Origin of the sequence: Natrinema marinum, from assembly GCF_024296685.1 — an archaeon.
GTDB lineage: Archaea > Halobacteriota > Halobacteria > Halobacteriales > Natrialbaceae > Natrinema > Natrinema marinum.
Genome location: NZ_CP100763.1, coordinates 543464 through 557535, shown reverse-complemented (window position 1 = coordinate 557535; position 14072 = coordinate 543464). Strand labels below are relative to the sequence as shown.

Below are 14072 nucleotides of genomic sequence, written 5' to 3'. Positions count from 1 at the left end.
ATCGGAGGCGGTGACGACGCGTCACGGGCAGCCGACGGACGACGCGATCTCGAGTAGCGGCGAGTCGTCGGTGAGACTCGAGACCTCGTGGCTCAGCCCGCCGCAGGTCCAGAAGATGCTCTGAATTCGGCCGTCGCGCCGATAGGCGGTGTGCCCGTCGAGATCGATCTCCTCGAGCACGTCGGGGCTGAACCGCTGATACTCCCGGACGGCGACGTAGAGTTCGCGCGCGATCACGTTCGGATCGTTGTACCACATCGTCGCGGTGGTGCCACCGACGTTTTCGGCTCGCTTGACGACGGTGATTCGGTCGAGGACGTAGGAATCGGGCACGTCCGGTTCGGGCAACTCGTACGGCAGGATCTCTTCGGCGGCCGTCCGCGACTCGAAGACGCCCGCCGGGTCGCGGCCGTCGGTTTCGACTGTCGCGTCCGCCGGCGGTTCGTAGGTAAACGTTCCCGGTGGCAATCCCGTATCGATCGAGAGATCCTCGTACGTGACCGTCAACTCGTGGCGCGTCTCGCCGTCGATGGTGAGCGTGTTTTGCTCTCTGATCGGATACCGGTACTCGTCGTCGATCCAGACGGTCCGGGTGACGTCCATCGCCTCGGGGTCGGCGGTCGCACGCAGCGGGACGACGAAGGTCGTGTCCCCGACGACGAGATCGATCGTCGGGCCGACATCCTCGGCCGGCGGCTTCGTCTCGACGACGTGGGCCGTCCGGCCGTCGACGGTCGCGGTCCCCTCGTAGCTGAGCCGATACTCCTCGAGGAGGTTCTCGAGGACGAGGCGCGTCCGATCAGTGTCGACCTTGTTCGGATGGTTCTGCTTGTCCACCACCTCCGTCTTCGGGTTGTACTCCCAGGTCGTCGCCCGGTTCGTCACGGTGACTGCCCCGACCGGCACGTCGGGATCGGTCGACTCGACGACCTCGATGCGCTGTTTGGCCGGTGGCTGCCGGGCGACGCGCTCGACCCGCTCGGCAGTCTCGTCTTCTGTTTCGACCGTCATCGTCCGTCGCGCCTCGAGATCGTGCATGTGACGGCGCGTTTCGACCGCGTTCCGGACCAGTTCCTCGCCCGAGGGCGGTTCGCCGTCGGTATCGCTGTCAGGATAGGTCACACAGCCGGCGAGCGCGACCGCCGCCCCCGCTGCCAGGATCCGTCGCCGGTTCATACGCGGGGGATTACCACCTTTATTGATAAGTCTGTGGATCGGAATCGATCCGCGACCGCCGGGATCCCCGGGATTATGTGCCCGCCCGTCCCACACTCTCGCATGAACGTGGACGCGGACCTCGCACCCCTCCGCGAGTACCTCGAGTCGGCGGGCGCGGACGGCTACCTGATCGACGACGACGCGTCGGATTCGGACCAGCGGTACGTCTCCGGCTTCACCGCCCCGGATCCCTATCAGACCCTGGTCACCCGAGACGGGGTCCACCTGCTCGTCTCGGGCCTCGAGTACGGCCGCGCGAGTGCGGAGGCGAACGCGGACTCGGTCAGTCGGCGAGCCGACTACGACTACCAGCGGCTGGTGGCCGAACACGGCCGGTACGAGGGGAAGATCCGCTCGATCGAGGCTTTTCTCGCGGACCGCGGCGTCGACTCGATCGCGGTGCCGCGGAACTTCCCGACGGGAACCGCAGACGGGCTTCGCGAGCGCGGTCTCGAGGTGACCGTCGAACGCGAGGGGATCGTGACGGAGATCCGCGCGAGGAAAACGGAGTGGGAGGTCGAGCAGATCCGGGCGAGCCAGCGGGCGAACGAGGCCGCGATGGCCAGCGCCGAGGAGTTGCTCGCCACTGCCGAGGTCGAGGACGGCGTGCTCGTCCGCGACGGCGAGGCGCTGACCAGCGAGGACGTCAAAGAGGAGATCGAGATCACCCTGCTGCGCCACGGCTGCGCGTTAGACGAGACCATCGTCGCCTGCGGGGCCGACGGCGCAGACCCTCACGATCGCGGTAGCGGCCCGCTCGAGGCCGACGAGCTGATCGTGATCGACATCTTCCCGCGGGACAAGGAGACCGGCTACTTCGCGGACATGACACGAACGTTCGCCCGCGGCGACCCCGGCGAAGAGGCCCGCCGACGGTACGACGTGACCCACGAGGCCTACGAGGCCGCCCTCGAGGCCGTCGCGGCCGGCGTAACGGGAGCCGACGTGCACGGCGCGGCCTGCGACGTGATCGAGGACGCGGGCTACGAAACCCTCCGGAGCGACCCGAACACCGAGACCGGCTTCATCCATAGCACCGGCCACGGCGTCGGGCTGGACATCCACGAGGAGCCAAGCGTCTCGCCCTCCGGCGGCGACCTCGAGGCCGGTCACGTGATCTCGATCGAACCCGGCATCTACGACCCCGCGGTCGGCGGCGTCCGCATCGAGGATCTGGTGGTCGTCACCGAGGACGGCTACGAGAACCTGACCGAGTATCGCGTGGGGCTCGAGCCGACGGTCGGCAGTCGACAGTAAGGCAGGAGTGCGAACGAAGTGCGTTTCCCGTCCCTTCGGTCACAGCAACTGCCGCTAGCTGAGGTGGTAGCGACCGTTAGCCGGTCTGATTCTCGGTTTCGTTCCCAGTCATGTTATCGCCGGTTTCGTTTCCGGTCATGTTACCGCCAGTCTCGTTTCCACCGGTTTCGTTTCCGGTCATGTTGCCGCCGGTTTCGTTGCCGCCAGTGGTGTCGCCGCCACCGCCGGCGACCTGAATATCCCCGATCATCGTGTTCGGGTGGACCTGACAGACGTACGTCGCCATCTCGCTGCTCGCCTCGAACTCGAGCCACTGATCTTCGGGTTCGGTGACGACCTCCGTCGAGAGATCGCCGACGACTTCATCGTTTTCGTCCCTGATTTCGATGTTGTGCTGAGCGCCGTCGCCGGTCGTCCAGCCAATCTCGTAGGTTTCCCCCTCTTGAAGAACGATCGTCGGGTTGTCCTCGTCCGCGATCGAGTCGGGTGCGATGCCGACCCAGCCGGGCGTCTGGCCGTCGAATTCGATCTGCGTGCCGGGCTCGATCTCCACGCCGCTACCGTCTTCGGTACCGCCGTTGCCCCCGTTGCCCCCGTTCCCACCGCTGCCGCCGCCACAGCCGGCGATGAACGCCGTCGACGCCGCGACACCGGTCACTGTGAGCAGCCGCCGTCTGGACATGCGTTCGTCTCGTGTCATTACGCCGACTTAGCACCGCTCACAGATAGCCCGATCCCCATCTAATGCAGGGTGTTATATCGGGCCGACGAGGTGGGCCACTGCACAGACGCGATATTCGATAGCTGATGTGACGTTGCTGTGCAGTGGGTGCGAAAAGTGAGCGCGCTCCACAACGGATGGAGAGTCGCCCGTCGACGACTGATGGGGTCAGCGATAGCCGTCGTCGTCCACGCCGCGCGCGTCGTCGATTTGTTCGAACTGCGCCTCGGTGAGCTCGAGCTCGACCGCGCCGACGTTCTCCGAGAGTTGGTCGGGCGTCCGCGCGCCGACGATCGGAACGCAAGTGAACCGATCTTGCTCCATCAGCCACCGGAGCGACACCTGCGCCGGGGTGGCGTCGACCTCGTCGGCGACGGACTCGACGGCCTCGAGCACTTCCCAGGCGGTCTCGCTGGTGTAGCGGTCCTCGAAGAGGTCCGAGAGGGTTCCCCGCGAGCCGTCCGGTGCGACGACGGCCCCGTCCTCGTCGCGCTCGTACTTTCCCGTCAGAAAGCCGCCCGCGAGCGGCGAGTACGGACAGACGGCGAGGTTCTGATCGGCACAGACCTCGAGATAGTCGCTCACGTCGTCAGTGTCCGCCGCGTTGAACATCGGCTGGGTCACGTCGAACCGCTCGAGGCCCTCGACGTCGCTCGTCCACAGCGCCTTGGTGAGTTTCCAGGCGACCATGCTCGAGGCGCCGAGATAGTGGACTTTGCCCTCGCGGACGAGTTCGGTGAGCGTCCGCATCGTCTCCCGGATCGGCGTGTCGTCGTCCCAGCGGTGGATGTAGTACAGATCGAGGTAGTCGGTGCCGAGTCGCTCGAGGGTGCCCTCGATCTGTGCGCGGATGTGTTTCCGCCCGAGCCCGGAGTCGTTCGGCCCGGGCTCGCCGCGACCGTCGAAGGGAAAGTAGACTTTCGAGGCGACGACGAGGTCCTCGCGGGCGACATCGTCGCGGTCTTCGAGCCACTTGCCGATCCAACGCTCGCTCGTGCCGTTCGGATCGCCGTAGACGTTCGCGGTATCGATGAAGTTGATCCCGTGGTCCCAGCAGGCGTCGAGCAGCTGACGGGCCTCCTCGCGGTCGGTCTCGACGGTGCCGTCGCTTTCCTTTCCGAAGCGCCACGTGCCGAAGCAGAGCCGCGAGACTCGTGTCCCGGTGTCGCCGAGCGTCGTGTACTCCATAGCGCGGATTCGACGGCGAGGGGCAAAACGAACGGGGCTGCGGCGATCTACGAAGTCCCTCGCTCGAGCGATACCTCCTCCACCAGTGCCACCTACCGATCCCGGACCCGGTTTCCGAAGCTACATACCACTCGATGGTCACGTCCCGGTGATGAACTACTGGTGGCGGCGAATCGCGCTCTCGCTGGTCGCCGTCCTCGCGCTCGTCCTCGTCTACGCCGGGCTCTACCAGCACGGAATGGCCACGTTCGAGGGGGAGAACATGTCGTACTACGAGGCGCTCCAGTTCGTGGTCGAAGCATTGACGACCGCAGGTTTCGGTGGCGATTCCTCTGACTGGGAGAGCGCCGCGACGAACCTGATGGTGATCGCGATGAACCTCACGGGCGTTCTGCTCGTCTTCCTCGCGCTCCCCCTGATCGTCGTCCCGCTGTTCCAGCAGGCGCTTCAAGATCGGCCGCCCGAAGAAACCGACCTCATCGACCACGTCGTCATCTGCTCGTACACGCCCCGGTCGGACGTGCTCGCGGAGGAGCTCGAGGCGGCGAACGTGCCGTACGTCTTCATCGACGACGATCCAGAACTCGTCGTGGAACTGGTCAACGACGGGATCGACGCCATCTACGGCGAACTCGATCAGGAGGGGACGCTACGCGCGGCCAACACGACCGAGGCTCGCGCGCTCGTCACCGACATCGACGACGAGACGAACGCGATGGTGATCCTCACGGCTCGAGAGCTCTCGAGTGACCTCCGAATCGTCACCGTGGTCGAGGACGACGACGTGGCGAGCTACCACCGCTACGCGGGTGCCGACGACGTCGTCCGCCCGCGGCGGGTCCTCGGGGAGAGCCTCGCGACGAAGGCGACGACGACCGTCTCGGCCGACCTCCGCGATACGGTCGAGTTCAGCGACGACCTCGCGGTGACCGAACTGCTCGTCCAGGACCACAGCGACCTCGTCGGGCAGACGATCCCGGAGTCGGGGGTCCGCGACCGGATGGGGATCACCGTCATCGGCGCGTGGTTCAACGGCGAGTTCGTCCCCGTTCCGGGACCGGAACACCGGATCGACGGCAACACGATCTTGCTCGTCGCGGGACAGCGAGACGACCTCTCCGAACTGAAAGCACGGACGGTGTCGAGCGTACAGCACCGCCGGGACCGCGTCCTCGTCGGCGGCTCCGGCGTCGTCGGTCACACGGCGGCGGAAACGCTGGCGGCCGACGGCGTGTCGACCTGTGTCGTCGATCTCGTCGAGCAGGAGGGGGTCGATATCGTCGGCGACGTAACCGACGAAGACGTCCTCGAAGACGCAGGCATCGGCGACTCCCGGTCGGTTATTCTCACGCTCGACGACGACGCGACGACGATCTACGCGACGCTGGTCATCAAACAGGTCGCACCCGAGGTGGAGATCATCGCGCGGGCGAACGAGACCGAGAACATCCCGAAACTCTACCGCGCCGGCGCGGAGTACGTCCTCGCGCTGTCGACGGTCACCGGGCGGATGCTCGCCTCCGTCCTGATCGAGGACGAGGAGATCCTCACCCCCGAAACGCAGTTCGAACTCGTTCGGACGGCCGCACCGCGGATCGCCGGCCGGAGCCTCGGCGACGTGGACCTGCGGGCCAAAACCGGCTGTACCGTTGTCGCCGCCGAGCGCGACGACGAGCTGTTGACCGATCTCGGCCCAGGGTTCGAGGTCCGGTCGGATGACACCCTAATCGTCGCGGGGAGCGACGAGGCGATCAACGAGTTCGTTGCACTCGCCACCGACTAGCTAACGGGACGGGAGCACTGCCGATTAACTGAACGACGGGAGGACTTCCGCCGCGTGGAACTCGATCGCCTTCTCCTGTTCCGGTCCGATCTGGTGAACGTAGACGTGGTCGTAGCCCGCGTCGACCGCCTCCTCGATGCTCTCGATGTGGGCCCCTGCGTCGGGCTCGGTCGTCGTCCCGCTCTCGGCGATGTCCTCTTTCTCGACCATCTGAGCGGCCTGCTCGAAGTGTGCCGGCGTCGGCAGCTCCTGGCCGAGTTCGCCCGGAATCGAGCCGTTGGGCCACTGCTCGTAGATCGTCTCGACTGCCTCCTCCTCACTGTCGGCGTAGCAGCCGTGCAGTTGGGTGTACGTCGGCCCCTCGCCGCCGGCGTCCTCGTAGGCTTTGACCGGCTCCGATCGCGGGCCGGAACACCAGAGCCCGTCGGCGTGTTCGGCGGTCCACTCGGCCGTCTGCGGGCCAAAGGCGCTCGCGATCGTCGTCGGTTGGTCGTCGGGGACGGTGAACAGCGTCGCGTTCTCGACCGTGTAGTGCTCGCCGCGGTGACTCGTCGTCTCGCCAGTCCAGAGCTTTCGCATCACGTCCATCGCCTCCTCGAGCCGCTCGAGGCGGACATCGTGCTCGGGCCAGCGCTCGCCCGTGACGTGTTCGTTCAGGTTCTCGCCGGTGCCGACGCCGAAGGTAAAGCGGTCGCCGAACAGCTCGTCGACGGTGGCGACCGCGTGGGCGACGTTGAGCGGGTGGATCCGCGTCGTCGGGCAGGTGACGCCGACGCCGACTTCTATCTCGTCGGTCTCGTTCGCGATGGCTCCCAGCGTCGACCAGACGAACGGCGACTCGCCCTGTGCGGGGACCCACGGGTGGAAGTGATCCGAGATCGAGCAGAAGTCGAAGCCGGCTTCCTCGGCCTGCCGCGCGATATCGACCAGTTCCTGCGGCCCGAACTCCTCGCTCGAGAGGGTATACCCGAGTTTCGTCATTTCCGGTCAGCTATCACGACGCTGCGGGTAACGGTTGCACCTGCGAGGGCAAGAGCGTGGTTCGGAACGTGCGCGGTTCGGAACGTGCGCGGTTCGGAACGAGCGAAGCGAGTGAGAACCGCGGTGCGAGCGGCGAAGCCGTGAGCAGGCGAAGCGAGTGAGAACCGCGAAGCGCCGTGAGCCGACGGCGAACGCCGGACGACTCGAACATCGCCGCCAACGGAATCGAACCCCTTACCCGCGGTGCGCCGGAACCGGCCCGTATGGAAGCCGTAGTCGAAGCGACGGACCTCGAGAAGACCTACGGCGAGACCGTCGCCCTAGCGGGGGCCTCGCTGTCGGTCGGTCGCGGCGAAGTCTTCGCGCTGATCGGTCCGAACGGGGCCGGAAAGACGACGCTCGTGCGCGCACTGACGGGGACGACCGAGCCCGACGCCGGCAGCGCGCGTATCCTCGGCGAATCGCCGACGGCGGTCGATCGGGGCCGGCTGGGCGTCCTTCCCCAGGAGTTCTCGCCGCCGAGCCGGCTCAGCGCACGGGAGCTGCTTGCCTACTACGCGGGGCTGTACGACGACGCGCGCGATTCCGAGGACGTGCTGGCCGACGTGGGGCTCGTCGACGCCGGCGACACGTGGTACGAGGACCTCTCGGGCGGCCAGCAGCGGCGCGTCTGCGTCGGCTCGGCGCTGGTCAACGACCCCGACCTGCTCTTTCTGGACGAACCCACGACCGGCATCGACCCCGCCGGCCGGCGCACCGTCTGGCGGCTGATCGAGGACCTCGCGGCCGGCGGGACCACCGTCGTCCTGACGACCCACGACATGGCCGAAGCCGAGCGCCTCGCCGATCGCGTCGGCCTGCTCGCCGACGGCGCGATCGTCGCGCAGGGCTCACCCGACGACCTCGTCGGCGAACACGGCGGCTCGAGCCGCCTCACGATCGAGACCAGCGCCGATCCGTCGGTCTTCGACGATCTCGAGTATCCGGTCGAACGGCCGGAACGCGGCCGGGGCCGGAGCCCGGAACGGGCCGTCGTCGTCCGCGAGGTCGAGCCCGCCGCGATCGGGACGGTCGTCGACTACCTCGAAAATCAGACCATCGCGTACACCGAGCTCTCGTGGGCCGAGCCCGACCTCGAGGACGTGTATCTCTCGCTGGCCGATGTGACGGAGCGGGAACGAACGGACCGTCTCGAGGGCAGTGGGAGCGGAGACGGCGACGCCAGTGAATCCGATCTCGCACAGGCAGGTGAGACCGCATGAGCCGCATGGGTCGCGTCCGGGCCGAAACCAGTGCCGGCTGGCGGTCGTTCGTCCGGCGGCGGACGGCGGTCTTCTTCACCTTTTTCTTCCCGGTGATCCTGATCGTCATCTTCGGGGCGCTGGTTCGAACGGATCCGACGGGAGAGGGGCTGTTCACGGAGCCGGCGGCCTACTACGTACCGGGCTACCTCGCAGTCGTCGTCCTCTTCACGCCGCTCTCGCGGATGGGCAGCGAGGTCGCTCGCCACCGGGAAGGGAGTCGCTTCGAAAAACTCGCGACGACGCCGCTGTCCCGGGGAGAGTGGTTACTCGCCCAGACGGCCGTCAACGCCGTCATCATCGGCCTCGCGAGCCTACTCATCCTCGGCTTAGTGATCGTTCTCACGGGCGCGGAGATCGCGTTCTCGTTGCTGCTGGTACCCTACATTCTGATCGGCGTCGTCTGCTTTTGTGGCGTCGGGGCGATGCTCGGCAGCTACACCGACTCCCAGGACGGCGCGGTCGCCGCCAGTAACGCGATCGGGCTTCCGCTGCTCTTCCTCTCCGAGACGTTCATCTCGCTTTCCCAACTGCCGGGCTGGTTCGGCCCGCTGGTGAACCTCTCGCCGCTGACGTACTTCGCGCGCGGCGTGCGAGCCGCGACCTACTCGGAGGCTGAGACGGCGGCGGTCGCCGGCCTCGAGCCCCAGATCGCGAACCTGCTGATCCTCTCTGCCGTAGCGGTCGTCGCGTTCGCGCTCGGTGCGCGGTCGATCCCACGGACGGACTGAGCCGGCGCGGTCCACGAGGACGCGGCGTTCTCGAGAACGAACCGATTTAGGCCCGGCACGCCAAGCCCCGCCAACAGCATGCGCCCAGCCCACCCCACCGAACAGGCCGTCGGCATGGAGTACTACGTCAGCGACACCGACGGCGTCGGCGGCCGACTGCGCGAGGACGACGAGCACTTCCGGGTGCGCGAACTCGAGCGCTTCGACACCGAGCCGGTCGACGCCTCGACGGACGCCTATCCGCATCTCGTCTTTCGGGCGACCCTGCGCGGCTGGGACACCAACGATTTCGCCTCCCGAATCTCGGACGCGCTCGGGATCTCTCGAGAGCGAGTCAACTGGGCCGGCACGAAGGACAAGTACGCCGTGACGACGCAGCTGTTTTCGGTCTACGGGGCCGATCCGGACGACCTTCCCGAGGTCGACGGCGCAGAACTCGAGGTGCTCGGACGAGCGGGTCGGAACCTCGAGTTCGGCGACCTCGCGGGCAACGCGTTCGAACTCGTGGTCAGCGAGCCCCAGCGACCCGAGAACGCGGCGGGGATCACCGACGAGCTGGCGGCGTTCGGGTGGCTCGAGAGCGATACGTCGGACGACGCAACCTCGATCGGCGTTCCCAACTTCTTCGGCCAGCAGCGCTTCGGCAGTCGCCGACCGGTCACCCACAAGGTCGGCCTCGCGATCGCCCGCGGCGACTGGGAGGGCGCGGTGATGGCCTACCTCGGGAACCCGACTGATGCGGAACCGGAGGGCACGCGGGAGGCTCGCGCCTTCATCGATCGCGAACTCCGACGGAGTTCGGATACCTCGAGCGGGGAGCAACGCGACCCGCGGGAGGAGACGCGGGACTGGCAGGAAGCCCTCGAGCGCGTCCCAAACCGCCTGCGCTACGAGCGCTCGATGATCCACGCGCTCGCCGAACACGACGGCGAGCCGGGGCCCGACGAGTTCCGGGCGGCCCTCGAGCGCGTTCCCTCGAACCTTCAGCGACTGTTCGTCCACGCCGCCCAGTCCTACGCGTTCAATCTGATGCTCTCCGAGCGTCTAGCGCGCGGACTCCCCTTCGATCGACCCGTCGCGGGCGACGTGGCCTGCTTTTCCGATACCGACGCGCCCGATGGCCTCGAGTTGCCCGACACCGACCGGCTCCAGCGCGTCGACGAGCGCCGGGTCGACTCGGTGACCCGCCACTGCGAGCGCGGGCGAGCGTTCGTCACCGCGCCGCTGGTCGGCACCGAAACGGAACTGGCCGACGGCGAGCAGGGCGAGATCGAACGCGAGGTACTCGACGACCTCGGCCTCGAGCCCGCCGACTTCGACCTCCCAGGGGAGTTTCACTCGACCGGGACGCGGCGCGCGATGCTCGTCCGGACGGATCTCGACCTCGATCGCGAGCCGCTGACGCTCGAGTTCGCGCTGCCGAAGGGGTCGTACGCGACGGTCGTTCTGCGGGAGTATCTGAAGGTCGATCCGGTCGATCTGGGCTGACGGCGGGAGCGAGCGACTCGGCGGCGGCCGCTCGTTCTTCCGGCCTTCGTCGGGGGTTTTAGGTGATTGTCACGAGTAGCCGTCGGCGACATGGACAGCGCGATTCGAACGCCATCGACGCGATCGAGTCCTCGAGCATGATCGGCGTCGACGGCGACCGCGAGATCGTCGACTGGCGGAAGACGACCGAGGACGGGCGGACGGTGTACGAGATCGAGTACAGCGAGCCCGTTCGGGAGCCGACGGGCCGATCGAAGACGCTGTTCGGCGCGAGCAGCGGCGGGACCGTCCCGTCCGGCGAGCAGTACTTCCACTTGCCTGACGGCGAGCGGATCCCCGCGACGGAAGCGGCGTTCGACGCCGACGGAACCACGCTACGAGTCCGTCGCGAGCCGTCATTGGTGGCTCGTCTCCGGCGGTACCTTCCGTGGTAACTGTGCCGGTCGGTTCGCCCCTCGTCGTTCTCCGACTGCCCGACCGGGCCGTGGTTCTCTCGCGGTAGTCGAGATCGATCGGTTCGCCCGCCCCGACCGAAATCGGGCTTACTCGAGGTACTTTCGCAACATCGCGCCGAAGCCGGCGGCGCCGATACAGACCGAGATGATCCAGCCGACGCCGGTCAGCGCGAGGATGCCGTTGATGGCCGAGGCGACCAGCAACGGCTTCAGCCAGCCGTCGTCGCGGCCGACGAGTCGCTCGGCGATTGCGAGGTACGCGATCGCCGCGCCGATGGCCCAGACGATCGACGCGACGAGGATCAGCGGGATCGCCACCACGATCCCGATGAGGGTGATGACTAGGGCGACGGTCAAGACGATCAGCGCAACGAGCGAGAAGAGGCCGTACAGGAACGAATCGACCGGGTCCTCGAGTACCTCGCCCATCAGCCGTTCCGTGTACGCGGGGAAGACGGCGACCATGATTGCGCCGACAACCAGTGTGGTCAGGAAGGCTCCCGTCGCGCCCCCGAGCAGTCCGTTCGTCGTCCCGATGTCGACGTTGACGCCGGGGTCGGCCTGTGCGATCAACGAGACGGTTCGTATCCAGTGATCGAATCCGATCATATCCGCTAGAGGTACTCGAGGTACGTAAACCGGACTGTCACGGCGCGGTATTCGGCCCGCTGATAGCCTTCTGCCCGCTGGCGTTCTATCTGTGGGTATGCACAGCCCGCGATTGCGACGGGAGGTCGACGACCGCGTGGAACGGGGTTGGCGAGCCGAGGCGGAGACGCAGACCGCGTCGTCACGGTCGACAGGGAGTTCGGTTCGGACGGCAGTCACGCGCTGGTCCGGACCCTGACGCTCTGGATCTCGCTCGGAGCTGGACCATCGTCTGGCCGCGTACCATTGCGTCGCGAAATCGCGCCGTCGGATCCGCTAGAAGGACGGAAGCGCTGCCGGGCGTGTGGCGACCCCCGCGGCCGCACTCGAGTCCGCCTCCGGGAACCGAACTGATACGTAGCTCGCCCGCCATTCGGTCGACAGGCAATGGAACTGGCTTCGGACCCCCACATCCTCCTGACGAACGACGACGGGATCGACGCGCCCGGCATCCGCGCACTGTACGACGCGCTCTCGGCGGTCGGCACGGTCACCGTCGTCGCGCCCGACCGAAACCAGAGCGCGGTCGGCCGGTCGCTGTCTTACGGCCGGACGAGCGAGGAAGGCGACGGCCTCGAGATCGACCTAGAGTCGGACGCGTTCACCGTCCCGGTCCCCCACACCGACCACGAACTCGGCTACGCCGTCAACGGCACCCCCTGTGACTGTGCCATCGTCGGCGTCAAGGGAATCGAGCCGGCCCCCGACATCGTCGTCTCCGGCTGCAACTCCGGGGCGAACCTCGGGGCCTACGTGTTCTCCCGCTCGGGGACCGTCAGCGCCGCGATGGAGGCCGCCTTCCTCGAGACTCCCTCGATCGCGATCTCGATGGACACGCTCGGCTACGAGCGCGACCTCGAGCCGGCAGATTTCGAGCACGCGGGGGAAGTCGCCGCCGCCCTGGTTGACGGCACACCCGGAACGGGCCTGTTCGACCGTGTGGACTACCTGAACGTCAACGTGCCGCGACCGGACCGCGAGGCCAACGGCGTCGCGATCACGCGCCCGACCCGAATCTACGAGATGGACGCGACGTTCGAGAAGGGGCGCTTCCAGCTGACTAACCGCCTCTGGCAGCAGATGGCCAACCGCGATATCCCCGACCCCGAGGATACCGACCGTCACGCCGTGCTCGAGGAACAGGTCTCGATCTCCCCGCTCAGGGTGCCCTACGAGGTCGTGGACACGGAACCGGTTCGGAACATCTTCGGCGACATCTTCTGACACCGGTCAGTCACGGCGTCCGGTCACTGTCGTGGTCAGTCCGGGTTAGCTGGTCGACTCACAAGGGGTGGCCACTCGACCGATGGCGGACGGGAACGCCGGACGCGACGAGCGGATCGTCAGCGGCTCGTAACAGTGGCCGCGGCATCGAACCGGCCGAAAAACACGCCTGTTTTACCGCCGACCCGTCAACGACCGCTATGGAGTGTCGCCACTGCGCTTCGCCCCTCGAGAAACCCGGCGACTTCTGTCTGGTCTGTCGGGAGACAAACACCGAGGCGATCGTCCTCGAGGCGGGACGCGACAGAGCGACCATCACGATGCTGGCGGGGGACGACGAGGGCACGGACGGCACCGAACGAACCGGCGAGTCGGCATCTGCGACCGACGACGAGGAGGAAATCCTCGGCGAGACGACGATCACGACGACGCCGGAAGACGGCGAGAACGAGGTCGTCGAACTGCGGAACTTCGCCGGGCTGATCGGCGACGAAATCCGCCGGAAACGGCCCGAGGAGGTCTACGCGGGCGGAACGCGAGCCGTGATCCGGGCCGTCCGTGAGGACATCCACTACCCGTTCTACCGTGTCGACGACGACGATCCAGTGCAAGCGGTTCTCGAGCGCCGCGGCAATCGCGCGCTCGACGTGGTCGAGACCCCGCCGGCCGAGAAGATCGGCGGCAGCCACACGACGCTCATCGGCGGCCGAGCCGGAATGAACGCCATCCACACGGTCGCGGACCACCCCCACGTCAAGAAGGTGATTCCGGGCCCCATCGACGCTGGCGGCAAGGGCTCGCAGTCCGGACTGCGCGCGAAGGTCACCCGCGCCGACGACGGCGGCAACGTCCGCATGCTCATCCGCGACGGCTCGAGTGTTCAGGAGAACCGCGTCGTGACGACCGCTCGCGACCGGGAGATGGGCGAGCGGATCCGCGCGGACTTGAACGATGTCCTGGCCGACGCGGAGTTCCAGTAGCCGCCTTCGGCCGCCGATGTCGGTACCGCACTCGAGAGATTCCCGCGGCAAATATTGTGTCGGGCCGATGGAAGTGACAGGTCTGTCCGGTTGTCCG

Annotated in this window: 13 protein-coding genes; 8 read left to right on the top strand and 5 right to left on the bottom strand. The window is 67.1% G+C overall.

Going from position 1 to position 14072, the window contains the following annotated elements; translation table 11 throughout:
• Nucleotides 1-21 precede the first annotated feature (21 nt).
• The gene (locus NKH51_RS02880) at nucleotides 22-1176 is read right to left on the bottom strand and encodes a LolA family protein (protein ID WP_254763734.1); all 1155 of its coding nucleotides are present in this window, start codon (nucleotides 1174-1176) and stop codon (nucleotides 22-24) included.
• A gap of 102 nt (nucleotides 1177-1278) precedes the next feature.
• Here NKH51_RS02880 and NKH51_RS02875 point away from each other — a divergent pair, with 102 nt between their 5' ends.
• Nucleotides 1279-2475, top strand: a complete 1197-nt coding sequence (locus NKH51_RS02875; protein ID WP_254763733.1) for a M24 family metallopeptidase — start codon at nucleotides 1279-1281, stop codon at nucleotides 2473-2475.
• A gap of 76 nt (nucleotides 2476-2551) precedes the next feature.
• Here the strand turns inward: NKH51_RS02875 and NKH51_RS02870 are convergent, their stop codons facing one another.
• On the bottom strand, nucleotides 2552-3142 hold the full coding sequence (locus tag NKH51_RS02870; RefSeq protein ID WP_254765108.1) for a hypothetical protein: 591 nt from the start codon (nucleotides 3140-3142) through the stop codon (nucleotides 2552-2554).
• Between the two features lie 222 nt (nucleotides 3143-3364).
• Nucleotides 3365-4384: an aldo/keto reductase gene (locus NKH51_RS02865; protein WP_254763731.1), complete on the bottom strand. Its 1020-nt coding sequence runs from the start codon at nucleotides 4382-4384 to the stop codon at nucleotides 3365-3367.
• Between the two features lie 151 nt (nucleotides 4385-4535).
• Here NKH51_RS02865 and NKH51_RS02860 point away from each other — a divergent pair, with 151 nt between their 5' ends.
• Nucleotides 4536-6167, top strand: a complete 1632-nt coding sequence (locus NKH51_RS02860; RefSeq protein WP_254763730.1) for a potassium channel family protein — start codon at nucleotides 4536-4538, stop codon at nucleotides 6165-6167.
• A gap of 24 nt (nucleotides 6168-6191) precedes the next feature.
• Here the strand turns inward: NKH51_RS02860 and NKH51_RS02855 are convergent, their stop codons facing one another.
• The gene (locus NKH51_RS02855; RefSeq protein ID WP_254763729.1) at nucleotides 6192-7148 is read right to left on the bottom strand and encodes a TIGR03557 family F420-dependent LLM class oxidoreductase; all 957 of its coding nucleotides are present in this window, start codon (nucleotides 7146-7148) and stop codon (nucleotides 6192-6194) included.
• Nucleotides 7149-7411: 263 nt separating this feature from the next.
• Between NKH51_RS02855 and NKH51_RS02850 the strand changes: the two genes are divergently transcribed.
• From NKH51_RS02850 to NKH51_RS02835, 4 genes are all read left to right on the top strand, one after another.
• Nucleotides 7412-8410: an ABC transporter ATP-binding protein gene (locus NKH51_RS02850; protein WP_254763728.1), complete on the top strand. Its 999-nt coding sequence runs from the start codon at nucleotides 7412-7414 to the stop codon at nucleotides 8408-8410.
• Nucleotides 8407-9180 carry an ABC transporter permease gene (locus NKH51_RS02845; RefSeq protein WP_254763727.1) on the top strand — a complete coding sequence of 258 codons (774 nt, stop codon included), beginning with the start codon at nucleotides 8407-8409 and terminating at the stop codon, nucleotides 9178-9180. Before NKH51_RS02850 ends, NKH51_RS02845 begins: the two co-directional genes overlap by 4 nt.
• 78 nt (nucleotides 9181-9258) lie before the next feature.
• On the top strand, nucleotides 9259-10668 hold the full coding sequence (gene truD / locus NKH51_RS02840; protein WP_254763726.1) for a tRNA pseudouridine(13) synthase TruD: 1410 nt from the start codon (nucleotides 9259-9261) through the stop codon (nucleotides 10666-10668).
• 137 nt (nucleotides 10669-10805) lie between these two features.
• Entirely contained in the window at nucleotides 10806-11102 is a 297-nt protein-coding gene (locus tag NKH51_RS02835) for a hypothetical protein (protein WP_254765107.1), read from the top strand.
• Nucleotides 11103-11210: 108 nt separating this feature from the next.
• On the opposite strand, the gene NKH51_RS02830 is transcribed toward NKH51_RS02835, so the two are convergent.
• Complete coding sequence (locus tag NKH51_RS02830) at nucleotides 11211-11732, bottom strand: DUF8173 domain-containing protein (RefSeq protein WP_254763725.1); 522 nt, start codon at nucleotides 11730-11732, stop codon at nucleotides 11211-11213.
• 426 nt (nucleotides 11733-12158) lie between these two features.
• On the opposite strand from NKH51_RS02830, the gene surE reads away from it, so the two are divergent.
• Nucleotides 12159-12995 (top strand): 5'/3'-nucleotidase SurE, encoded by an 837-nt coding sequence (surE, locus tag NKH51_RS02825; RefSeq protein ID WP_254763724.1) that lies wholly within the window; start codon nucleotides 12159-12161, stop codon nucleotides 12993-12995.
• A gap of 200 nt (nucleotides 12996-13195) precedes the next feature.
• Complete coding sequence (locus tag NKH51_RS02820) at nucleotides 13196-13975, top strand: DUF2103 domain-containing protein (protein WP_254763723.1); 780 nt, start codon at nucleotides 13196-13198, stop codon at nucleotides 13973-13975.
• Nucleotides 13976-14072: the final 97 nt, after the last annotated feature.